Source organism: Streptomyces griseiscabiei, assembly GCF_020010925.1.
Classification (GTDB): domain Bacteria; phylum Actinomycetota; class Actinomycetes; order Streptomycetales; family Streptomycetaceae; genus Streptomyces; species Streptomyces griseiscabiei.
In genome coordinates this window covers 1,075,696-1,097,527 of sequence record NZ_JAGJBZ010000002.1, presented here as the reverse complement: position 1 = coordinate 1,097,527, position 21,832 = coordinate 1,075,696, and the positions used below count along the sequence as shown (strand labels likewise).

The 21,832-nt window shown below is 71.2% G+C and carries 20 protein-coding genes and 1 pseudogene; 10 read left to right on the top strand and 11 right to left on the bottom strand.

From position 1 onward, the window contains the following. Nucleotides 1-17: 17 nt before the first annotated feature. The gene (locus J8M51_RS22205; RefSeq protein ID WP_086757208.1) at nt 18-941 is read right to left on the bottom strand and encodes an LLM class F420-dependent oxidoreductase; all 924 of its coding nucleotides are present in this window, start codon (nt 939-941) and stop codon (nt 18-20) included. 239 nt (nt 942-1,180) lie between these two features. On the opposite strand from J8M51_RS22205, the gene J8M51_RS22200 reads away from it, so the two are divergent. After that, entirely contained in the window at nt 1,181-1,348 is a 168-nt protein-coding gene (locus J8M51_RS22200) for a hypothetical protein (protein WP_179203173.1), read from the top strand. Nucleotides 1,349-1,498: 150 nt separating this feature from the next. Here the strand turns inward: J8M51_RS22200 and J8M51_RS22195 are convergent, their stop codons facing one another. From J8M51_RS22195 to J8M51_RS22180, 4 genes are all read right to left on the bottom strand, one after another. Then, on the bottom strand, nt 1,499-1,975 hold the full coding sequence (locus J8M51_RS22195) for a DUF6099 family protein (RefSeq protein WP_086757210.1): 477 nt from the start codon (nt 1,973-1,975) through the stop codon (nt 1,499-1,501). 202 nt (nt 1,976-2,177) lie between these two features. Further along, a complete protein-coding gene (locus tag J8M51_RS22190) occupies nt 2,178-2,528 on the bottom strand; it encodes a nucleotide pyrophosphohydrolase (RefSeq protein WP_086757212.1) in 351 nt (116 codons plus the stop codon). After that, nucleotides 2,515-3,690, bottom strand: coding sequence for an AAA family ATPase (locus J8M51_RS22185; protein WP_086757214.1), 1,176 nt, complete (start codon nt 3,688-3,690; stop codon nt 2,515-2,517). The genes J8M51_RS22190 and J8M51_RS22185 overlap by 14 nt, the downstream gene beginning before the upstream one ends. 244 nt (nt 3,691-3,934) lie before the next feature. Further along, nucleotides 3,935-4,324 (bottom strand): cell division protein SepF, encoded by a 390-nt coding sequence (locus J8M51_RS22180; protein WP_086757216.1) that lies wholly within the window; start codon nt 4,322-4,324, stop codon nt 3,935-3,937. Between the two features lie 367 nt (nt 4,325-4,691). Between J8M51_RS22180 and J8M51_RS22175 the strand changes: the two genes are divergently transcribed. From J8M51_RS22175 to J8M51_RS22155, 5 genes are all read left to right on the top strand, one after another. Next, on the top strand, nt 4,692-8,960 hold the full coding sequence (locus J8M51_RS22175) for a bifunctional nitrate reductase/sulfite reductase flavoprotein subunit alpha (RefSeq protein ID WP_267299412.1): 4,269 nt from the start codon (nt 4,692-4,694) through the stop codon (nt 8,958-8,960). 166 nt (nt 8,961-9,126) lie between these two features. Next, on the top strand, nt 9,127-9,519 hold the full coding sequence (locus J8M51_RS22170) for a Tat pathway signal sequence domain protein (RefSeq protein WP_086760299.1): 393 nt from the start codon (nt 9,127-9,129) through the stop codon (nt 9,517-9,519). Then, complete coding sequence (locus J8M51_RS22165; protein ID WP_086760301.1) at nt 9,516-10,175, top strand: class F sortase; 660 nt, start codon at nt 9,516-9,518, stop codon at nt 10,173-10,175. The genes J8M51_RS22170 and J8M51_RS22165 overlap by 4 nt, the downstream gene beginning before the upstream one ends. Continuing rightward, complete coding sequence (locus tag J8M51_RS22160) at nt 10,172-10,690, top strand: RNA polymerase sigma factor (protein WP_086760303.1); 519 nt, start codon at nt 10,172-10,174, stop codon at nt 10,688-10,690. Before J8M51_RS22165 ends, J8M51_RS22160 begins: the two co-directional genes overlap by 4 nt. Beyond that, entirely contained in the window at nt 10,674-11,114 is a 441-nt protein-coding gene (locus J8M51_RS22155) for a hypothetical protein (protein WP_267299411.1), read from the top strand. Before J8M51_RS22160 ends, J8M51_RS22155 begins: the two co-directional genes overlap by 17 nt. On the opposite strand, the gene J8M51_RS22150 is transcribed toward J8M51_RS22155, so the two are convergent. Both J8M51_RS22150 and J8M51_RS22145 read right to left on the bottom strand, forming a co-directional pair. Beyond that, complete coding sequence (locus tag J8M51_RS22150; protein WP_218781403.1) at nt 11,097-12,287, bottom strand: sensor histidine kinase; 1,191 nt, start codon at nt 12,285-12,287, stop codon at nt 11,097-11,099. The two genes, J8M51_RS22155 and J8M51_RS22150, sit on opposite strands and share 18 nt — an antisense overlap. After that, nucleotides 12,280-13,020, bottom strand: coding sequence for a response regulator transcription factor (locus J8M51_RS22145; RefSeq protein ID WP_218781404.1), 741 nt, complete (start codon nt 13,018-13,020; stop codon nt 12,280-12,282). The genes J8M51_RS22150 and J8M51_RS22145 overlap by 8 nt, the downstream gene beginning before the upstream one ends. Nucleotides 13,021-13,107: 87 nt before the next feature. Between J8M51_RS22145 and J8M51_RS22140 the strand changes: the two genes are divergently transcribed. Beyond that, a complete protein-coding gene (locus tag J8M51_RS22140) occupies nt 13,108-14,238 on the top strand; it encodes an endonuclease/exonuclease/phosphatase family protein (protein WP_086753663.1) in 1,131 nt (376 codons plus the stop codon). A gap of 194 nt (nt 14,239-14,432) precedes the next feature. Here J8M51_RS22140 and J8M51_RS22135 read toward each other — a convergent pair whose 3' ends face one another. Beyond that, nucleotides 14,433-14,792: a transposase gene (locus J8M51_RS22135; protein ID WP_319922825.1), complete on the bottom strand. Its 360-nt coding sequence runs from the start codon at nt 14,790-14,792 to the stop codon at nt 14,433-14,435. 34 nt (nt 14,793-14,826) lie between these two features. Next, nucleotides 14,827-15,285, bottom strand: a complete 459-nt coding sequence (locus J8M51_RS22130; RefSeq protein ID WP_086753665.1) for a hypothetical protein — start codon at nt 15,283-15,285, stop codon at nt 14,827-14,829. Nucleotides 15,286-15,732: 447 nt separating this feature from the next. Between J8M51_RS22130 and J8M51_RS46295 the strand changes: the two are divergent. Further along, a pseudogene (locus tag J8M51_RS46295) lies at nt 15,733-15,994 on the top strand (hypothetical protein); the annotation flags it as partial. 355 nt (nt 15,995-16,349) lie between these two features. Here J8M51_RS46295 and J8M51_RS22120 read toward each other — a convergent pair. Continuing rightward, nucleotides 16,350-17,678 carry a class I SAM-dependent RNA methyltransferase gene (locus J8M51_RS22120; protein ID WP_086753667.1) on the bottom strand — a complete coding sequence of 443 codons (1,329 nt, stop codon included), beginning with the start codon at nt 17,676-17,678 and terminating at the stop codon, nt 16,350-16,352. 93 nt (nt 17,679-17,771) lie between these two features. Beyond that, nucleotides 17,772-19,841, bottom strand: coding sequence for an APC family permease (locus J8M51_RS22115; protein WP_086753669.1), 2,070 nt, complete (start codon nt 19,839-19,841; stop codon nt 17,772-17,774). Between the two features lie 444 nt (nt 19,842-20,285). Between J8M51_RS22115 and J8M51_RS22110 the strand changes: the two genes are divergently transcribed. Together J8M51_RS22110 and J8M51_RS22105 are read left to right on the top strand one after the other, a co-directional pair. Continuing rightward, the gene (locus tag J8M51_RS22110) at nt 20,286-20,957 is read left to right on the top strand and encodes a potassium channel family protein (RefSeq protein ID WP_086753671.1); all 672 of its coding nucleotides are present in this window, start codon (nt 20,286-20,288) and stop codon (nt 20,955-20,957) included. Then, a complete protein-coding gene (locus J8M51_RS22105; protein ID WP_086753674.1) occupies nt 20,957-21,634 on the top strand; it encodes a potassium channel family protein in 678 nt (225 codons plus the stop codon). Before J8M51_RS22110 ends, J8M51_RS22105 begins: the two co-directional genes overlap by 1 nt. Nucleotides 21,635-21,832: the final 198 nt, after the last annotated feature.

Below are 21,832 nucleotides of genomic sequence, written 5' to 3'. Positions count from 1 at the left end.
GCGGGGCGCGACCCGGTCTACGACAGCTGCGACTGCACCTGGGCGGAGATCAGTTCCAGGTGGTCCAGATCGTCGAGGTCGAGGATCTGGAGGTAGAGGCGCTGGGAGCCGACGGCCTGGTAGCGGGCGATCTTGTCGACGACCTCGGCGGGGGAACCGGCGAGGCCGTTGGCCTTCAGCTCGTCGACCTCACGGCCGATCGCGGCGGCGCGGCGGGCGACCTCGGCGTCGTCCTTGCCGACGCAGACGACCAGGGCGTTGGAGTACACCAGGTCGTCGCCCTTGCGGCCGGCCTCCTCCGCGGCCTTGCGGACCCGGCCGAACTGGCGCTCACTGTCCTCGATGGAGGCGAACGGCATGTTGAACTCGTCGGCGTAGCGCGCGGCCAGCCGGGGAGTACGGACCGCGCCGTGACCGCCGACGAGCACCGGCACCTTGGCCTGTGCGGGCTTGGGCAGCGCGGGCGAGTCCGTCAGCTGGTAGTGGGTGCCCTCGTAGGAGAAGGTCTTGCCGACCTCGGTGGCCCACAGGCCGGTGACGATGGCGAGCTGCTCCTCCAGGCGGCCGAACTTCTCCTTGGGGAAGGGGATGCCGTACGCCTTGTGCTCCTCCTCGAACCAGCCCGCGCCCAGGCCGAGTTCGACACGGCCGCCGGACATCTGGTCGATCTGGGCGACCTGGATGGCGAGCACACCGGGCAGCCGGAAGGTGCCGGCGGTCATCAGGGTGCCGAGGCGGATGCGCTTGGTCTCACGGGCGAGTCCGGCCAGGGTGATCCAGGCGTCGGTGGGGCCGGGCAGGCCGTCCGACGAACCCATGCGGAGATAGTGGTCGGAGCGGAAGAAGGCGTCGAAACCGAGGTCCTCGGTGGCCTTGGCGACGGTGAGGAGCGTGTCGTAGGACGCCCCCTGCTGGGGCTCGGTGAAGATGCGAAGATCCATGCCTCCATCCTGCACGCTCACCCGCCGGTCAACGGCACCGGTCCCATCGGCGCCACGGGCCCACGGTCGGGTGAAATCCGTCAATCCGGCGCATGGGGCGGGCTCGGGCCAGTGACCGGCCGGAACGATGATCGTTGCTCGGGAGGAGCCGGACCGCCCGGCACCCGTCGCCGGCGGCCGCTGCCGGGACGCCCGCACCACGTGCCCCCTCGGGGGGCGAGGGCCGAGGAGGCCGTCACATGTCCCAGGAAGCCGTGCCGGAGCAGGCTGCCGTGCCTGCGCAGCCGAAGGGTCTGCTCCAGCAGATGGAGGAGCTGATGGCCGCGCTGAACGCGGACCTGTCCCAGCTCGACGCGGATCTGTCGGCACCGCGTACCGCTGTCGCGGAGGAGAGCGACACAGCCTGACCTTCCCTGAGCCATGAAGCCCGACGCCCGGCCCTTCCGGCCGGGCGTTCGTCATACGCGGGCCCGGCGGGGGCCGCTCGCCCGGTCCGCGCACCCCTCGGGAAACCGGGGCCGCGCCCAGCCCCAGCCCCCGCCCCGGCCCTCGTCGACTCAGCCCGTCGCCGCGTCCCTCTCCGACAGGACCTGGTCTCTCACGGCCAGGCGGCGCAGCATCTCCAGGACCCGGTCACGGGCCTCGTCCGCCGCGTCGATCGCCTCCATGCACTGCCAGTAGGTCGCCTCGTCGTCCGCTCCGCTCGCCAGCCCCACGAGCGCGATGCCGACCTCGCCGAGGAGGATGCCGAGGCGCACGAGGGAGTCGTGGGCGTCACCCAACTCCGTGAGCTGGGCGGCGCGTAAGTCGCCCACGCCGAGCGGCGGGGCGCCGAGTATGCCGCAGCCGCTGCCGGCCAGCTCGGTCAACCCCAGTGCCTCACCGCGTAGTTCGGGTGGCCCCGAGACCGCGAGACGACTGCCGATCGCCTGGGCGAGGGCATAGGACTGCCACGCCTCCGCCATGAGCTGAGGTCCTTCGGCGCTGCCCGCCAGAGCACGCCTGCTCGCCATGATGAGCCGCACCGCATCCATGCGCTGCCCCCGACTGTCCCGACGCGCTCTCACACGTCCGCCCGAACTCCTGCCTGTTCATTACCCACAGTGAGGGCCGCTGAGACAGAAAGCCAGAGGAAGCCGGAAATCTGTGGATAACAAGTCGGCTGTGGACAACATTTCAACTCCGGAGAGTGACAAACGGAGGATCGGGGTCACCATCAAGGGCGGTGAAACACGGTCAGGACGTCCCCGGCGCCGGAAATCTCCGTTCGTTGCGGTCGATCTTCGCATCCAGCGCCGACAACGGATCGACGCCCAGCACCGCGCAGAACTGGAGCAGATAGGCGAGGACGTCGGCCACCTCGTCCGCGACCCGGTGCGCGGTCTCCGGGTCCGCCATCACGCGCGCGGACTCCTCCGGTGTCAACCACTGGAAGATCTCGACGAGTTCGGACACCTCGACGCTCAGCGCGGAGACCAGGTTCTTGGGCGTGTGGTACGGCTGCCAGTCACGCGCGGCGGCGAACTCGACGAGCCGCCGCTGCAAGGCCGCCAGGTCGGGCGCGCGCCCGGATTCAGGATCGTTCACGGTTCAGGTCTACCACCGTCACACCCGCCGTCCCGGCGGCCCAGGACGCGTCGCTCACCGCGCCGACCAGCCGGATGTGCCCCCGCTCGCACATCCGGGCCGCCAGCCGCACCAACTCCAGGGCTTGCCCGGGGTCGAGGGCGCGGTCGAAGCCGTCGGCGAGGACCGTGAGGGTCTGCAGGGCGGCGGGCACCTCCACGACCGGGTCGATCTCCAGCACGCCGGGCCCGGTGAACAGCACGAGGGCGAGCGCCAGATACCTCAACTCCCCGTCCCCGAGCAGCCCCAGGGCCGTCCGTACGCCGTCGCCCCGGTCCAGCACCGCCCGTACCGCGCCGTCGCGCAGCGGTTCGGCGAGGAGGTCGAGGACCGGTCCCGCGCAGCCGTCGCGTACGGCGTCGACGAGCAGCGCGTGGCGCCGGCCGCACTCCGTGCGCGTACGCCACAGCACGTCGGCGAGGTTGTCGCAGCCCGGGAGCAGCCGGCCGGAGCCGAGGGGCACGGCGGCGCGCATCCGGCGGGGGCGCGGGTCGCAGACGTAGACCGAGCGGAGGGCGACCACCATCTGCTCGACGGCGGCGAGGACCTGACGCTGGCCGTCCGTCTTGCCGGCGACGCGCAGCGGGAGCAGTGCGGTGCCGAGGCGGTCGTCCGGCAGGGGGCCTCGGGTGACCGGGGAGGTGCCGGCGGTGTGCCAGGAGGCCTGGACTACGGGGCGGCTCGGGTCGACGAGCGCCGTCTCCAGCAGGGTGAGCCCGCCGCACCTCAACCGCTCGCCCACGATGCGGAGTTCGGGCTCGGCCTGGACAGCGACGTCCAGCTGCACCGGGCCCTCCGGTCCGTCCGCCGTGCAGCCGATGCGGAAGCCGCGCCGCCGCCCGGCGTCGGGACGGGCCCGTTCGGGGACACAGCTCAGCGGGTCGGGGAAGACCTCGTCGAGCGGGACGCCGCCACCGAGTCTCGCCAGCGCCTCGTACGCCCGCAGCGCGGTGGTCTTGCCACTGCCGCTCCGCCCCGCGAGAAGGGTCAGCGGCCCCAGCGGAAGGTAGGCCCCCCGGTGTCCCGCGAAGGCCGACAGCCGCAGTTCGGTGACGCTGGGCCGCTCCGGACGCGCCCCGGCGTCCGCGCCGGGCACCGTCGGCGACAGGGATGACACGGTCATATGCGGACACTAGGCGCCCGTGTCTCAGGCAAACCGTTCCGCCGAGTGGATCTTCCCGCTATCGAGGGAGCGCCCGGCCGAGACGAGGGCGCCCCTGGCAGGCCAGGAGCGCCGAGGACCGAACGAGCGCCCCGGAAAGGGCGGATTCACCGGACGCCGACCCCCCGCACCGCGAACCGGCCGAAGCCACAGGACGCCGACCACCACCACGCCGAACCCGACCGGATACCGGGCGCACCGCCGGTCACACCCCGGGAACCCCCGCGCCCTCCATCAGCCCCCGCACCTCGGTCCCCGGAGGCGTGAGAAGGAACACGTTTCGGTCGACGCGGTGCATTCCGCTGGCGAGGCCGAAAACGACTCCTGTGCTGAAGTCGAGGACGCGCTTGGCCGTGTCGGTCTCCGCGCCGGAGAGGTCGAGCAGGACCGGGATGCCCGCCATCAGCGTTTCCGCCACCTCGCGGGCGTCCGCGAACACGTTGACGCGCAGCACCACGAAGCGCCGCCGGGCCTCGGTCTCGGCTTCGGGTATGGTCCGGTGGCCGACCGCGGACGGCCAGGCGTCCCGGCCCCGCAGCGGCACGACCTGGGCGAGCCCCTCCCACTGTTCGTCGGTGACATCGTGGCTGTTCACCCTGTTCACCGGCCCTCCCCCTGGCTCGCACTGAATGACTGCATCAGCCAATTCTTACGCATGGTCACCCGTTCGGCCCAACAGCGACACGGACCGCGACGCCCCTGTCCCGCACAACGGCCGGAACCCGCCCTCACAGCCCCTTGCGCCGCCGTGTGTGGCGGGCGTAACGCTCCATGATCAGGTCATGTGACACAGGCGTAACGGGCAATTCGTACGATCGATCGTGCCGGGCGGCGCCCCGGGCACTGAGCGGAAGCCGACCGTCGGCCGTACCACACAGGGCACCGACCGCCGGGAAGACCGCCGAGAGGACCGCCAGGACGACCGACCGGAGACCCCGGACGCCGACAGAGAGGGGCCGCCCGTGGCCGCACAGGGCCCGCAGAGCACCACGACCCGGGTGCGGACCGTGTGCTCGTACTGCGGTGTCGGCTGCGGCATGCTCCTGGACGTCGGGATGGGCCCCGACGGCCGGCGGACGGTCCTGAGGGCGTCCGGCGACAAGTCCCACCCGGCGAACTTCGGCCGCCTGTGCACCAAGGGCGCGACCACCGCCGACATGCTGGCCGCGCCCGGCCGCCTCACCAGCGCCCTCGTCCGGCACGACCGGGGCGACGAACCGGTCCCCGCGCCCGTGTCCGACGCGGTCTCCGAGACCGCCCGGCGGCTGCGCGCGATCATCGACGAGCACGGGCCGGACGCGTTCGCCTTCTACGTCTCCGGCCAGATGAGCCTGGAGGCCCAGTACCTGGCGAACAAGCTGGCCAAGGGCTTCATCCGCACCAACCAGATCGAGTCCAACTCCCGGCTGTGCATGGCGAGCGCGGGCACCGGCTACAAGCTGTCGCTGGGCGCCGACGGGCCGCCGGGATCGTACGAGGATCTGGACAAGGCGGACGTCTTCCTCGTCATCGGTTCGAACATGGCCGACTGCCACCCGATCCTGTTCCTGCGGATGATGGACCGGGTCAAGGCGGGAGCGAAACTGATCGTGGTCGATCCCCGGCGCACGGCGACGGCCGACAAGGCCGATCTGTTCCTCCGGATACGCCCCGGCACGGACCTCGCCCTCCTCAACGGCCTGCTCCACCTGCTGCACGCGAACGGCCACACCGACCCCGCCTTCATCGCCGCCCACACCGAGGGCTGGGAGGCGATGCCCGGCTTCCTCGCCGACTACGCGCCGGACACCGTCGCCGACCTCACCGGCATCCCCGCGGACGACATCCGCGAGGCCGCCCGGCTGATCGGCGAGGCCGCCGAGTGGACGAGCTGCTGGACCATGGGCCTCAACCAGTCCACGCACGGCACCTGGAACACCAACGCGCTGGTCAATCTCCATATGGCGACCGGTGCGATCTGCCGCCCGGGAAGCGGCCCCTTCTCGCTCACCGGGCAGCCCAACGCCATGGGCGGACGCGAGATGGGCTACATGGGCCCGGGCCTGCCCGGCCAGCGGTCCGTGCTGGTGGACGAGGAGCGGGCGTTCGTCGAGGAGCTGTGGGAACTGGCCCCGGACAGCCTGCGCAAGGACGGCGTCGGCAAGGGCACGGTCGAGATGTTCCAGAAGATGGCCGACGGGGAGATCAAGGCCTGCTGGATCATCTGCACCAACCCGGTCGCCTCGGTCGGCAACCGCAAGACCGTGATCGAGGGGCTGGAGGCCGCCGAGTTCGTCGTCACCCAGGACGTCTTCGCGGACACCGAGACCAACGCGTACGCCGATGTCGTCCTGCCGGGCGCGCTGTGGACCGAGTCCGAGGGCGTCCTCATCAACAGCGAGCGCAACCTGACGCTCGCCGCCCCCGCCGCCGACCCGCCGGGCGAGGCGATGGCCGACTGGCGGCTCATCGCGGCCGTGGCGCGGGAGATGGGCTTCGAGAAGGGCTTCTCGTACGACAGCGCCGAGCAGATCTTCGAGGAGATCAAGCGGGCCTGGAACCCCAGGACCGGGTGGGATCTGCGGGGCGTGACGTACGACCGGCTGCGGTCGGGGCCGGTGCAGTGGCCTGCGGCGTCGGAGGACGGGGCCGCCCGGAATCCGATCCGGTACGCCGGGGCCGGGCCGGACGGCGGGCTCCTCTTCCCCACCGCCAGTGGGCGGGCCGTCTTCCACGCCCGGCCGCACCTGCCGGCCGCCGAGATGCCGGACGACGACTATCCGTTCGTGCTCAACACCGGGCGGTTGCAGCACCAGTGGCACACGCTGACCAAGACGGGCCGGGTCGCCAAGCTCAACAAGCTGAATCCCGGGCCCTTCGTGGAGGTGCATCCCGAGGACGCGCGTGAACTGGGCGTGAGGGACGGGGACTCCGTGGAGGTCGCGTCCCGGCGGGGCCGTGCCGTGCTCCCGGCCGTGGTGTCGGACCGGGTGATGCCCGGGTGCGTGTTCGCGCCGTTCCACTGGAACGACCTGTTCGGCGAGTATCTGAGCATCAACGCGGTGACCAGCGACGCGGTCGATCCGCTGTCGTTCCAGCCGGAGTTGAAGGTGTGCGCGGTGTCGCTGGCGCGGGTGGCGGCGCCCGTACCGACGGCGCCGGTGACGGCTCCGGTGACGGCCCCGTCGACGACCGTGACCGAATCAGGGGCCGTGGCCGAACCAGCCGCCGTGGCCGTACCGGCAGTGGCGACCGCTCCGCCGGCCGTGACTACACCGACAGCGGTGACCGTACCGACGGCGGTGACCCCGGGCCCCGCAAATCCCTTCGGTCTCGACCCCTCGCCCCCGCCCGTCCTCTCCGCCCAGGAGCGCCGTTACCTCACCGGCTTCCTGGCCGGGCTCGGCTCCGGGGTGCGGGGGGTGCCGGTACTGCCGGTGGACGCGCCGTTCAGCCCCGAGCACGCGATGTGGGTGAACGGCGTGCTCGCCGGGATGTACTCGCGGTCGGCTGCCCCGAGCACGGCGCCCGTCGCCACCGAGCCCGCCGGACAGGGCGCCGCGGGACGGGAGGCCGGCGGACGGGAGATCGTCGTGCTGTGGGCCTCGCAGACCGGGACGGCGGAGGAGTTCGCGACGGCCGCCGCCGAGCATCTGGGGGCCGCCGGACACCGGGCGACGCTCGTCGGGATGGACGAGGCCGCCCCGGACCGACTGCCGCTCGGGGCCGACCTGTTGCTGATCACCAGCACCTTCGGGGACGGCGACGCGCCCGACAACGGCTCCGGTTTCTGGGACGCGCTGTCCCACCGGGAGGCCCCCCGCCTGGACGGCGTGCGCTACGCCGTGCTGGCCTTCGGCGACTCCTCCTACGACGACTTCTGCGGGCACGGCCGCCGCCTGGACGCCCGCCTCGACGAACTGGGCGCGGTACGCCTGGCCCCGCGCACGGACTGCGAACCGGACTACGAACCGTCGGCGGACGCCTGGCTGGGCCAGGTCATCACCGCACTCGACGCGGACGCGGACGCGGGCACGGGCACGGACCGGGAGCCGGACGGGAACCGGGACGCGGCTCCGACGGCTCCGACGGCTCCGGTCGCGGTCACGGTCCCCGCGGCGCGCCCCCGCTCCACCAAGCCGGCCCCCGCCGCCGCCCGGCTGGTCGGCAACCGGCTGCTCAGCCTGCCCGGGGCGGGCAAGGAGGTACGCCGGTTCACCTTCGACACCAGCGGGACGGGACTGTCGTACGAGGCGGGTGACGCGCTCGGCGTACGGCCGGTCAACTCCCCCGACCTGGTGGCGGAGTGGCTGGCGGTGACCGGACTGGACGGCTCGGCTCCGGTGGAGGTCGACGGGGTGGGCGAGACGCCGTTCGCCGAGGCCCTGCACCGGCATCTGGACGTCACCCGGATCACCTCGGACCTGCTCCGCTTCGCGGCCGAACGGACGCGGGACAACCGGGAGTTGAAGAAGCTGATGCGCCCGGACAACAAGGACGGGCTGGCCCAGTGGTCCTGGGGACGGCAGGCCGTGGACGTGGTCGCCGAGTTCGCCGTGCGGGCCTCCGCACAGGAGTGGGCCGGTGTGTTCAAACGGCTCCAGCCCCGGCTGTACTCCATCTCGTCGAGCCCGCTCGTCGACCCGCACCACATCTCGCTGACGGTGTCGGTCGTACGGTTCGAGAACCTTCGCGGGCGCCCGCGCGGCGGGGTCTGCTCGCCCTTCCTCGCGGACGGCGAGGCAGGCCTGGAGGTGCCGGTCTCCGTCCAGCGCTCACCGCACTTCCGGCCCCCGGCCGACCCGGCGACCCCCATGATCATGGTCGGCCCCGGCACGGGCGTCGCCCCCTTCATCGGCTTCCTCCAGGAACGGCGAGCCCTCGGCCACCGGGCGCCCAACTGGCTGTTCTTCGGTGAGCAGCACCGGGCGACGGACTTCTACTACGAGGAGGAGCTGACCGCCCTTCAGGAGTCGGGCGTGCTCAGCCGGCTGGACACCGCCTTCTCCCGTGACCAGCGCGCCAAGGTCTACGTCCAGGACCGGATGCGCGAGCACGGCCCCGAGCTGTGGCACTGGCTCCAGGACGGTGCCCGCTTCTACGTCTGCGGCGACGCGTCCCGCATGGCGAAGGACGTCGACCGGGCCCTGCGGGACATCGCGGTCACCCACGGCGGCATGACGGAGGGCGAGGCCGCCGCGTACGTCAAGCAACTGTCGACGGAGAAGCGGTACGTCCGGGACGTGTACTGAGCACTCCCCCACCCGCCCATGGTCGACGGCGACCGTCGGCTTTGCCATCTCTTTACAACGCGCTGTCGCGCTGTCTCGTCTCTCCGCTCGACATGTGATGCCGTCGCGTGCCGGACCACCGGCCGGACGGCTGAGCAACCGAGCAACCGACGAGAGAGAGCGACTCATGCGCCGAACCGTCCTCAGTGCCACGGCACTCGCCTTCACCGCCGTGCTGGCGACCGCGCTGCCCGCGTTCGCGGACGACACGAGCCCGTCGGCCGTACCGAAGGAGGCGTCCACGGCACCGAGCAAGGTCCCGTCCGCGCCCCCGGCCGACGAGGCGCCGTCCGCGTCCGAGCCCAGCCAGGTCCCGGACGTCCAGGAGGACGGCGACGCGAGCCCGGTGCCCAGCCAGGTCTCGGTCGTCCCCGGCGGCGCGCCCGACACCGGCGCGGCGCCGGAGTCGGAGGAGTCCGGCAGCACGGGTGTTCTGGCCGGCACCGGCGCCACCGCACTGCTCCTCGGCGGCGGCGCGGCCGTCGTGCTCGTACGCCGCAAGCGGGCGAACGAGGCGTGACACCGCTCTCCAGGCGCGCCTTCGCCACCGCGGCGACGGCCGCGCTGCTCGTGGGCTGCGAGGGCCGACGATCCGGCCGCGCCACGACCTCGCCCGCCGCGGGCGACGCTCCCCCGTCCTCCGCCGCCTCCCCGTCCGCCACCGGCGCCGGGCGCCCCCTCGGCCGTTCGGTCCCGGTCAGGCTGCTGATCCCGGCCATCGGGGTCGACACCCCGGTCATCCGGCTGGGCCTGGCCCCGGACGGCACGGTGGAGGTGCCGCCGGTGACGGCGCACGACCGGGCGGGCTGGTACGAGCACTCACCGACACCGGGGCAGACCGGCCCGTCTGTGATCCTGGGCCATGTCACGGTCGGCTCCTACGGAGACGGGGTCTTCCGCCGTCTCGCCCGGCTGCGGCGGGGCGAGACGATCGAGGCGCGCCTGGAGAACGGCACGACACCGGAGTTCACCGTCGACTCCGTACGGACGGTCGCCAAGGCCGACTTCCCCGTGGACGACGTCTACGGCAACGTGGACCGCCCCGCGCTGCGCCTCATCACCTGCGGCGGCCCCCGCACGGGAGACGAGTACCGCGACAACGTGATCGTCTTCGCCACGCTGAACTCAGAGAACTCCGAGAACTCAGAGAACTCCGAGCGGAACGGGGAGCGTTGAAACGATCCCGGGGATCCCGAGGATCCCGCGAGAAGGCCGCGTCCGAGCTGTTCGCCGTCCTCTACCCGCGCCTCGCCGGCTGGTGCCGTCGGCTGGTGGACGACGACGAGACGGCCCACGAGATCGCGTCGGAGGCGTTCACCCGGCTCTGGGCCCGCTGGACGTCCGTGGCGGAGCCGCACGGTTTCCTCTACGTCACCGCGGCCAACCTCGTACGGGACCACTGGCGCAAGCTCGAACGCGAGCGCAGGGCGATGCACCGGGCCACCACCGAGGCGGTCGTCCACCCGCGGTCGACCCACACGGAACAGTCCGACCCCTCGGTCCGCATGCTCGTGCAGTCGCTGCCGGAACGGCTGCGCGTGCCGATCCTGCTGCACTACTACGCTGACATGCCGATCCGGGAGGTGTCCGAACTGACCGGACGCAAGGAAGGAACCGTCAAGGCCGACCTTCACGCGGCCCGCGAACTGCTCCGCGCCCATCTGAGGAGAAGCCTTGATCACACGCCCTGACGAGGGCCCGGACTTCGAGCCCGACGACCCGCTCACCGTCCTGCTGCGTCCTCCCGCCGACCGTCTCGGCCCGCCCCCCGGCCGCTACGCGACGATCCGCCGTACGGCCGCCCGCCGCCGCCTGGTCCGGGCCGCGGCCGGAGCCGCCGCGGCGTGCGCGGCCGTGGCCCTCGTCGCCCTCCCCCTGCGCTTCGCCGGGAACGACGCCCCCGCCTCCCCCTCGGTCCCGCTGGCCCCGCCCCCCGCGACCAGCGACTCCCCCACTCCCTCGCCGTCCGACTCCCGGCCCCCCAGCGAACAGACCCCGAGCTCCGTCCCCTCGGCACCGCCCGCCAAGTCCGACGCCGGGACCCTCGCACCCCCGGGGTCCCCGACCCAGGCCACCGAACCCTCGCCCTCACGCCACTCACCCGGCGAGAGCTGACGGGGACGCCGACGAAGGCACCGACGAAGACACCGTCGGGGACACCGAGGAAGACACGGACGGGACGCGTATCGCGGGAAGCTCCACGGTGATACGCATCCCGCCGGTGGGGAGCGGGGCGAGGGTGAGCGTTCCGTCGTGTGCCCGGGTGATGGTCCTGACGATGGCCAGGCCGAGACCGACACCCGCGTGGTCGGTGTGGATACGGTCGGTGCCGCGCCGAAACGGCTCGGTGAGGGTCGCGGCCAGTTCGGGGGTGAGCTTGTCGCCGGTGTTCTCGACCGTGAGCACCACGGCCCCGGGGCGAAGGCCGGTGGTCACCCGCACCACACCCTGTTCGGGGCCCCGGTCGGGCAGATTGTGGACGATCGCGTTGTGCACGAGGTTCATGGTCAGCTGCAGCAGAAGCGCCTGCGATCCGCTCGTGGCGGTGATCTCGCCGCGGGTCTCGATGGTGACGCCCCGCTTCTCCGCGAGAGGGAGGAGCGTTTCGGTGGCCTCTTCCGCCAGGAGCGACAGGTCGACCGTCTCCCGGGGGAAGGAGCGCCGGTCGGCGTGGCTGAGCAGGAGCAGCGCCTCGGTGAGGTCGATCGCCCGGGTGTTGACGGCGTGGAGGCGGTCGAGGAGTTCGCCGGTGTCGCGTTCCGGATCGGAGCGCGCCACGTCGAGGAGTGCCTTCGATATCGCGAGCGGGGTGCGCAACTCGTGCGAGGCGTTGGCCGCGAACCTCCGCTGTTCGGCGAGATGCGCCTCGTGCCGGGCGAGCATGGTGTCGAAGGCGTCGGAGAGTTCGCGGAACTCGTCCCTGCGCCCCGGCAGCCTGATCCGGTGGGAGAGCGATCCGTCCGCCGCCCTGCGGGTGGCGTCGGTGATCCGGTTCAGCGGGGCGAGCATGCGGCCGGCGAGGATCCACCCTCCCACGAGGCCGAACACCAGCAGGAAGGCCAGCACCCCGGCCGCCCGCGGGGCGAAGAAGTCCAGGAGGCTGGACCGGACGGGAAACACACCATGGGTGGGGTCGTCGTCCTGGTTGATGAGCGTCGCCCGCTCGGGGACATGGCGCAGCAGAAAGACCCACACGGCGGCGAGCAGCAGCCCACCCGCCACCATGAGGAACCCGGCATAGCTGAGGGTGAGCCTGAGGCGGACGCTCGGCCCGGCTGCCCTATCCACGTTCGCCGCCCTCATGCCCGGCCTCCGGCCGCGCGCCGATCGGACGCATGTCGACCGGCCGCATGTCGACCGGCCTCGCGTCGATCCGGTAGCCGACCCCCGGCACGGTGGCGATGACCCAGGGTTCGCCGAGCCGTTTCCGCAGGGCCGAGACGGTGATGCGTACGGCGTTGGTGAAGGGATCCGCGTTCTCGTCCCAGGCCCGCTCCAGCAGTTCCTCGGCGCTGACGACACCGCCCTCGGCGGCGACGAGCACGGCGAGCACGGCGAACTGCTTCCTGGTCAGCGCGACATAGCGCCCGTCGCGGTGGACCTCGCGGCGGAACGGGTCCAGCCGCAGGCCCGCGATCTCCCGTACGGGCGGCCGGTGATGGGCACGTCTACGGTCGAGTGCCCTGAGTCTGAGCGCGAGTTCTCGGAGTTCGAAGGGTTTGGTGAGGTAGTCGTCGGCGCCGAGTTCGAACCCGGAGGCCTTGTCGTCGAGGCGGTCGGCCGCGGTGAGCATGAGGATCGGCGTACCGCTGCCGGACGCGACGATCCGTTCGGCGATCTCGTCGCCGGAGGGACCGGGGATGTCACGGTCGAGGACGGCGATGTCGTAGGTGTTGACGCGCAGCAGCTCCAGAGCGGTGTCGCCGTCCCCCGCGATGTCGGCCGCGATCGCCTCCAGGCGCAGGCCGTCCCGGACGGCTTCGGCCAGAAAGGGCTCGTCCTCGACTATCAGCACACGCATGTCGTCGAGGCTACGAGCCGCCGTGTATCGGCGGCGTATCGAAAACCGCATACGTACCGAGAACACCGCACCGCCTTGACTGCCACCATGACGAGCACACCTCGCCCGGACCGGACCCCTCACCAGGACGCACGACGCCAGGACACCCAGCACCCCGCGACATGCCACCCCACCGGCGCCGAGCGCCCGGACACCGGCGCCGCGGCCTGGCGGGCGGACATCCGCCGGGCGCTCCGCGCCACCTCCCGTCCGGAACCCTGGAGGCGCGGCCTGCCGCTCGCCGCGTCGGCACTGCTGCTGGGCCTGCTCCTGCCCCTGCACGCGTGGATCCCGAACGGCCTCGGCGGCCTCGGCAGCCTGGTGGAGACGTTCCTGCCGTGGTTCGGTCTGCTCATCCCCCTGCTGCTGGCCGGCGCGCTGCGCCGCCGCTCCGCCTCCGCGACGGCCGCGCTGCTGCTGCCGGTGGTGATGTGGCTGCACCTCTTCGGCGGGCTGCTCGCAGACGGCTCCCACGGGACCGGCGACCTCACCGTGGTCAGCCACAACGTCGGCGCCGAGAACCCCGACCCGACCGGCACCGCACACGCCCTGGCCGCCTCCGGGGCCGACCTGCTGGCCCTGCTGGAGCTGACACCCCGGGCCCGGAGCACGTACGAGAAGGAGCTGGCGCGGACATTCCCGTACCACACGGTGCAGGGCACGGTCGGCCTGTGGAGCAGGCTGCCCCTGTCGGACACCCGGCCGGTCGACACCGCCATGGACTACGGCCCCCTGGCGGACACCAAGCCGGCCGACGTCAAGCTGGCCTACAACCGGGCCCTGCGCACCACGGTCACCACCGACCACGGCCCCCTCGCCGTGTACGTGGCCCACCTGGGGTCGGTACGGGTGAACCCCCGAGCGGGCTTCTGGACCTCCGACCGGGACCGGAACGCCCAGGCACTCGCCGAGGCCCTCACCACCGAGCGGAACGAACGAGTGGTCCTCCTCGCCGACCTGAACGGCACCACGGACGACCGCGCGCTCTCCGGCATCACCACACAACTGCGCTCGGTCCAGACCGCCTCCGGCAACGGCTTCGGCTTCACCTGGCCGGCCCGGTTCCCGGTGGCCCGCATCGACCACATCCTGGTCCGCGGCCTACAACCACAAGACTCCCGTGTCCTGCCCCGGACCAGCAGCGACCACCTGCCGGTGGCAGCCGACCTCAACTGGTGACCACCACGCCCCCACGGACCCCCGGCTCAGGCGCCCTTGGTCACGGGCTCCACATGATGCGTCATCGGAATCATGTCAGCCTGAACTGCGTCCGTGAAATGCCACCTCAGAGGCGCCTTATCGGCTCATGACCCTCCGCGCAGGCGCCCAGAGCGTCAGCCCTACTCAGAGCTGAGCAGCCTGCGGCAGCCAACTCACCCCAGGCAGCCGCCCCGCTCACTCCGAACGCCGAGTCGCGCTCCATGATCCACGCCACGTCCCGGGCCGGCCCGCACCGACTGCGCGTCAATGATCCCCGCCGTGGGCTCGGCCTCACAGCCCTCGCGTTCACGGACCTTCCCGCGCAGCCGGTCGTGGAACTCGGCGATCAGCCCGTGCTCCCGCCAGCGCCGGAAGAAGGCGTCGACCCGGCCCGATGCGGGGAAGTCCGCGGGCATCGCCCTCCACGAGATCCCGCCCGCGATCAGGTAACGGATCGCGTCCAGCAGCTGCCGGTGGGTGTAGCCCTCGAGCCGTCCACCCCGCCCCTGAAGCCAGCCGGCACCGGAAACCAGGCGGCTCTGTCCTTATGCGCGTACCGCCGGATGATCACCCGACCAGGAACTCAACAGGCCAAAGCTGGACAACCCACACCTCAAGGGGATCCTCATGCGGCCCTTCAGGAGGGAAGGGATCGAGTGCCAGCGCGGCCTCAACATGATCCCGCCCTCGGCAGAGTAACCGTAGGTGATAGCGCCCCGGCCGCAGCACGATCTCGCCGTAGCAGACGCCATTCAAATCGACCACCGTGAGGCGATCCGCCATCGGGGAATGGAAAGTCCGTTCGTACTCCCAAGAGCCTGATGGCTGAGGAGCGGGCCCGTCCCACACCTCCAAACGCACCAAAGGGTAGAAATCATTGTCACTGGAGGTGAGGCTCCAGCCTTCTCCGGGGATCTGAACAATGTCGTCCTCCGCCGGTGCTTGTTCGAAGAGGATGGGGCCGATCTGGATGGTCCGGTAGTACACGCGCGGCCGGACATCAACAGCGTTGATCAGAGTGGGCACTTACTCTCCTCACCGTCGAGCGAGCGGGGCCGTTCGATTCCCGCGTTCCAAGATCGGTTGAGAACCGGCTGCCGACTCCGCAGGTACGTGCTGACCGCCTGGGAGTCACGTACCTCGTGGTCATGAACTGGGAGCAGGGCAGGCACATGCCGCAAGCCCGCAATGTACGGCGTCTCGCCGATGCCCTGGGATGCGCCACCTCCGATCTCAGGGATACGCCGAGCGGGACCGAGGCACTTGCCGACCTCCGGTACGCATCCGGCCTCACTGCTGAGCAGGTCGCAACTCGGCGTCGAGCCACTGCCGTCGGGCAGGATCTTTTCGTGGACACCCACAAGAACACACCGGCCGACTCGTGCAGTAGACAGGCGCGCGCTTCTCCCGCACATGGCAAGGCTGCGGTGCGGCGCTCTTGTCCCTCCTGGCTCAAGCGGTTCCGAATACGCTGTGCCATCGGCACGGCGTATCGGTCCGGGCACGTCCATCGGCGGACCGACGGATCACGCAAGCGTGCGCGCGTACACCCGCATCCTCGGCGCGGCCCACTGCCCCGCTGCGGGCCCGGCTCGACCGGCTGGAGCGGGACAGTGTGGGCGACGCGCCGGCCGCCGTACCGAAGATCGTCGAGGCCCCCTCGATCACGGGTGGCGGGGATCCGCTGACCCGGGTGGCACCTGACAACGCCCATCTGGAGGATGTGATCCAGAGGCCCCGCCACGAAGGAGGCGGCGGAGACCCCGTTGGCCAAGTCGCCCACCGCCCTCAAGGTCACCCTCGCCGCCGGGACCGTCGGCTCGGCCCGCACGGGAGTCCCCTGGAACTCTTCTGGGACTTCCGGTCCCCTCTAGCGGCACGAGCGTGAAACAGCCGAAAGGTCATTCACGCAGGTCATCGACCACAAGTCACTCATCGCGGCAGGTCACCGCGTTCACTGGTCTCTTCCGGGACATCCGACCAGCCGCACCCAGCCGGTCTGCCCCCAGCGCCGCATGCCCTCCTCGCCCCCTTGGGTACCCGCCCCACCGACAGGGTTCGACCTGCCCGAAGGCGCCTGACACCCCAGCTCAGGACCCCTTGGCAGCCGGTTCAAGGATGGCAACGCACTCCACATGATGCGTCATCGGAAACAGATCGAACGCCCGAAGCATCCGCACCCGATACCCGCCCTCCCGGAAGTACCCCAGATCCCGAGCCAGCGCAGCCGGATCGCAGGCGACGTACGCGATGCGGCGGGCGCTCAGGGACGACAGGTGCTGGACGGTCTTGCGGCCGGCTCCGGCGCGGGGCGGGTCGAGGACGATGAGGTCGACCTCCGAGATGCCCGTGCGCGGCAGCACCGCCTCGACCTTGCCCTGTTCGATGCGGACGCGTTCGAAGCCGGCGAGGTTGTGCCGCGCGTCCTCGACGGCGCGTTTGCCGGACTCGATGCCGAGGACCGCGCCCTTGTCGCCGATACGGTCGGCGAGGGCGCCCGCGAACAGCCCCACCCCGCAGTAGAGGTCGAGCGCCATGTCGCCCTTGCGCGGCAGCAGTCCCTGCATGACGGCCTTGACGAGGGTCTCGGCGGCCTTGGGGTGGACCTGCCAGAAGCCGCCGCTGCCGACCCGGTACGTGCGGTCGTCCGCGCGCTCGCGGACGAAGGGGCGGCCATGGACGCGGTGCACGCCCCCGTCCTTCTCCTCGACCCGCATCACGGACACCGGCTTGTCCAGCTCGACGATGGGCAGCCGCGCCCCGGGCCGGGGCTCCAGGATGACCTGACGGTCCTGCGACCCCGTCGCCGCGATCGCGTCGATCGACGCCATGCCCGTCCAGTCACGCTTCTCGATGCCCAGTTCCGAGACGCCCGGCGCCGCGATCATGCAGTGGTCGATCGGCTCCACCTCGTGCGAGCGGTGGCGGCGCAGACCGGCGCGCCCCGACTCGTCCACCGCGTACTGCACCCGCGTACGCCACGCCGGGACCTCGCCGGCCGGCAGCTTGTCGCCCTCGGCCGGCATCACGGTGCCGTCCCAGCCCACGTCCTCGGGCGTGAGACCAGCGAGCCGCTCCAGCTGCTCGGTGATCACCTCGCCCTTGAAACGGCGCTGGGCACCCGGCTTCGCGTGCTGCCAGTCGCAGCCGCCGCAGCGGCCGGGGCCGGCGTAGGGGCAGGGGGCCTCGACGCGGTCCTTGGAGGCCGACAGGACCGACACCGCGTCCGCCCGCAGGAAGCGCGCGCCCTCCTCGCCGTCGGTCACACGCGCCACGACGCGCTCGCCGGGCAGCGCGTGCCGTACGAAGAGGACCTGGCCCTCGGACGTCCGCGCGATGCAGTGGCCGCCGTGGGCGACGGGGCCGACCTCGACCTCGTACTCCTCCCCCACCAGCGATTTCTTGGGTTCTGCCTGCATGGTGGGGTGACTCCAGAAGAGAGGAAAGCGACAACGGCCGGACAACAGCCCACCAGTCTACGTGGGTGCCGTCCGGCCGCCGACCACGAGCGTTCAGCTCTTGTGGGCCGCAGACTCCTTCGTCCCGTTCTTGTCCTTCGGACGGTCGTGCGCCGGCCCGCGCCGTACCGACCCCGGCGCGCTCCACTCCTGCCGCTTGCGCGCCCGGCGCTTGGCGACCTCGGAGGACTCCAGCTGGTAGGGCACGGAGGTCACCATGACACCCGGCGTGAAGAGCAGCCGTCCCTTGAGTCGGAGCGCGCTCTGGTTGTGCAGCAGATGCTCGTACCAGTGGCCGACCACGTACTCGGGGATGATCACGGACACCGCGTCCCTCGGCGACTCCTTGCGCAGGCCCTTGACGTACTCGATGACCGGCCGGGTCACCTCGCGGTACGGCGAGTCGAGGACCTTCAGCGGTACGTCGATGCCGCGCCGGGTCCACTCCTCCTGGAGCGCCTTGGTCTCCGCGGAGTCGACGTTGACGCTGAGCGCCTCCAGCGTGTGGGAGCGCATCAGCTTGGCGTAGGCGAGGGCGCGCAGGGTGGGGCGGTGGATCCTGGAGATCAGCACCACGGAGTGGACCCGCGACGGCCGTACGACGTCGTCGCTCGGGCCGTCCGGCGCGGCGATCTCCGCGGCGACCCGGTCGTAGTGCTTACGGATGGCCGTCATCGTCGCGTAGAAGATCACCATGCCGAGCAGGGCGACCCAGGCGCCGTGGGTGAACTTGGTGACGAGGACGACGATCAGGACGAGGCCGGTGAAGAAGGCGCCGAAGGTGTTGATCGCGCGGGAGCGGACCATGTGGCGGCGCTTGGCCGGGTCCTTCTCGGTGCGCAGATGGCGGTTCCAGTGCCGGACCATGCCGGTCTGGCTGAGCGTGAAGGAGACGAACACACCGACGATGTACAGCTGGATCAGGCGGGTGGAGTCGGCGCCGTAGATCCACACCAGCAGCACGGCGGCGCCCGCGAGGAGCACGATGCCGTTGGAGAAGGCGAGACGGTCGCCCCGGGTGTGCAGCTGGCGCGGGAGGTAGCGGTCCTGGGCGAGGATCGAGCCGAGCAGCGGGAAGCCGTTGTAGGCGGTGTTGGCGGCCAGGAAGAGGACCAGGGCGGTGGCGGCGGCCAGCACCACGAAGAGGAAGGTGCCGTCGCCGAAGACGGCCGCCGCGACCTGGGAGATCACCGGGTTCTGGACGTAGGAGTCGCCGACCGGGGTGCCGTCGCGCACCAGGTCGACCGCCGGGTTCTCGGCCATCCTGACCTTGGTGACCATGGCCAGGCCGATGATGCCGCAGAACATGGTCACGGCGAGCAGGCCCATCGCGGCGAGCGTGGTGGCCGCGTTCTTCGACTTGGGCTTACGGAAGGCGGGGACGCCGTTGGAGATCGCCTCGACGCCGGTGAGCGCGGCACAGCCGGAGGAGAAGGCGCGCAGCAGCAGGAACACCAGCGCGAAACCGGCGAGGCCCTGGTGCTCGGGCTTGATCTCCAGATCCGCGGTGGGCGCCCGCATCGTGTCGTCGAGGACCAGGCCGCGGAACGCGCCCCAGGCGATCATCAGGAAGACACCGACGACGAAGACGTACGTCGGGATCGCGAAGAGCTTCCCGGACTCCTTCACCCCGCGCAGGTTCATCAGCGTCAGCAGCACGATGATGCCGATCGCGCAGAGCACCTTGTGCTCGACGAAGAAGGGGACGGCCGAGCCGAGGTTCTCCACACCGGAGGAGATGGACACGGCGACGGTGAGGACGTAGTCGACGAGGAGCGCGCTGGCCACGGTGAGGCCGGCCTTGGGGCCGAGGTTGGTGTTGGCCACCTCGTAGTCGCCGCCGCCGCTCGGGTACGCGTGCACGTTCTGCCGGTACGACGCCACCACGGTGAACATCAGCACGACGACCGCGACCGCGATCCAGGGGCTGAAGTGGTAGGCCGACACGCCCGCGATGGAGAGGACCAGCAGCACCTCGCCGGGCGCGTACGCCACGGACGAGAGCGGGTCGGAAGCGAAGACGGGGAGTGCGATGCGCTTCGGCAGGAGCGTTTCGCCCAGCCGGTCGCTGCGCAGAGCGCGCCCGATCAGGATCCGTTTGGGCACGTCGGTCAGTTTGGACACGCAGAGGATCGTAAGCGCCCCGACTGGTTCTGGGCACATCCGGGTGAAATCCCGGCGGGCCCCGGGGTGAAATCCGTACCGCGGCGACTGCGAAGTGCGTCACGTCACGCATCCTCCGGTCTGATGGGCGGCGTCCTCACGTCTGTATGACGAATCCCGGGACGCCCTCGTCCGCCTCGAGGACGCCCTCGTCCATCTCACCCACTGGAGACCCCATGCAGGCCGCGACCGCGGAGCTGATCGGCGCGCTCGTCTCCCTCGTCGGACTCGGTCTGTTGACGGGGGTCAGCGTCCGCCGGATCAGCCGACGTCGTCCCACGATGTGACCGGGGCCCGCACAGGGGTGCCCCCGGTGGACCGCACGTGTGTAGCTTGGGCGACGGTCTGAGACCCTGTTTTCGACGTTTCGGCTGAACAGTAGCTATTGACACCGGAAGGACGGTCGTGCACATCGTCATCATGGGCTGCGGGCGAGTGGGTTCCACCCTCGCCCAGACCCTCGAGCAACAGGGGCACACGGTCGCCGTGATCGACCAGGACCCCACGGCGTTCCGTCGTCTGGGCTCGGGATTCGGCGGCCGGCGCGTCACCGGGATCGGCTTCGACCGCGACACCCTCCGTGAGGCCGGCATCGAGGAGGCGGGCGCGTTCGCCGCCGTCTCCAGCGGCGACAACTCCAACATCATCGCCGCCCGCGTGGCCCGCGAGATGTTCGGCATCGAGAACGTGGCGGCCCGGATCTACGACCCCCGCCGCGCCGAGGTCTACCAGCGCCTGGGCATCCCGACGGTCGCCACGGTCCGCTGGACCGCCGACCAGATGCTCCGCCGGCTGCTGCCGTCCGGGGCGGAGCCGCTGTGGCGCGACCCCACCGGCGGCGTCCAGCTCGCCGAGGTGCACGCCTCGTCGGCCTGGGTGGGCCACAAGATCAGCAAGATGCAGGAGGAGACCGGCGTCCGCGTGGCCTTCCTGACCCGGCTGGGCGAGGCGATCCTGCCGTCCTCCCAGACGGTGCTGCAGGAGGGCGACCTCGTGCACGTGATGATGCGTACGGACGACGTGGAGAAGGTCGAGGCGTCCTTCGCCGAGGGCCCCGACGAGGAGGGCGGTCACTGATGAGGGTCGCCATTGCCGGAGCCGGAGCGGTCGGCCGCTCGATCGCGGGCGAACTGCTGGAGAACGGCCACGAGGTCCTTCTCATCGACAAGGCGCCGACCGCCATCTCGGTCGAGCGCGTCCCCCAGGCGGAGTGGCTGCTCGCCGACGCCTGCGAGATCACCTCCCTCGACGAGGCCGCGCTCCAGCGCTGCAACGTCGTCATCGCCGCGACCGGCGACGACAAGGTCAACCTGGTCGTCTCGCTGCTGGCGAAGACGGAGTACGGCGTTCCGCGCGTCGTCGCCCGCGTCAACAACCCCAAGAACGAGTGGCTCTTCAACGAGTCCTGGGGCGTGGACGTGGCCGTGTCGACCCCCCGGCTGATGTCGGCCCTGGTCGAGGAGGCCGTCAGCGTCGGCGACCTGGTCCGGCTGCTGCGCTTCAGCCACGGCGACGCCAACCTGGTCGAGCTGACCCTGCCGCCCGAGTCGGCCCTCGCCGGCACCCAGGTCGGCGACGTCGAGTGGCCGGAGGACACCTCCCTGGTCACGATCATCCGCGGCACCCGGGTCCTCACCCCGACCTCGGACGACTCCCTGGAGGCCGGCGACGAACTCCTGTTCGTGGCCGCCCAGGCGCGCGAGGAGCAGCTGGAGGACCTCCTCTCGGTCCGCCGCGAGGACGCGACGAGCTGAGCCGGACGATACGACGACGGAGGGGCGCCCGGAAGATTCCGGGCGCCCCTCCGTCGTCTGTGGCTCTGGCAGCCGTTCGTCTGTGGCTCTGGCAGCCGTTCTCGGTACCCTTCACAGCCCGGTCCAGGTACAACCAGCCCGTCCGGCGTTTGAGGACGAGGCCGTTCAGGCCGAAGCGGGGGCCTGGGGGCGGCAGCC

Coding starts and splice junctions, on each gene's coding strand:
- J8M51_RS22185 (WP_086757214.1), bottom strand. CDS start 3,690: ATGACCGTGTCATCCCTGTCGCCGACGGTGCCCGGCGCGGACGCCGGG.
- J8M51_RS22145 (WP_218781404.1), bottom strand. CDS start 13,020: ATGCGTGTGCTGATAGTCGAGGACGAGCCCTTTCTGGCCGAAGCCGTC.
- J8M51_RS22195 (WP_086757210.1), bottom strand. CDS start 1,975: ATGGATGCGGTGCGGCTCATCATGGCGAGCAGGCGTGCTCTGGCGGGC.
- J8M51_RS22205 (WP_086757208.1), bottom strand. CDS start 941: ATGGATCTTCGCATCTTCACCGAGCCCCAGCAGGGGGCGTCCTACGAC.
- J8M51_RS22105 (WP_086753674.1), top strand. CDS start 20,957: ATGAGGGTCGCCATTGCCGGAGCCGGAGCGGTCGGCCGCTCGATCGCG.
- J8M51_RS22140 (WP_086753663.1), top strand. CDS start 13,108: ATGACGAGCACACCTCGCCCGGACCGGACCCCTCACCAGGACGCACGA.
- J8M51_RS22170 (WP_086760299.1), top strand. CDS start 9,127: ATGCGCCGAACCGTCCTCAGTGCCACGGCACTCGCCTTCACCGCCGTG.
- J8M51_RS22200 (WP_179203173.1), top strand. CDS start 1,181: ATGTCCCAGGAAGCCGTGCCGGAGCAGGCTGCCGTGCCTGCGCAGCCG.
- J8M51_RS22120 (WP_086753667.1), bottom strand. CDS start 17,678: ATGCAGGCAGAACCCAAGAAATCGCTGGTGGGGGAGGAGTACGAGGTC.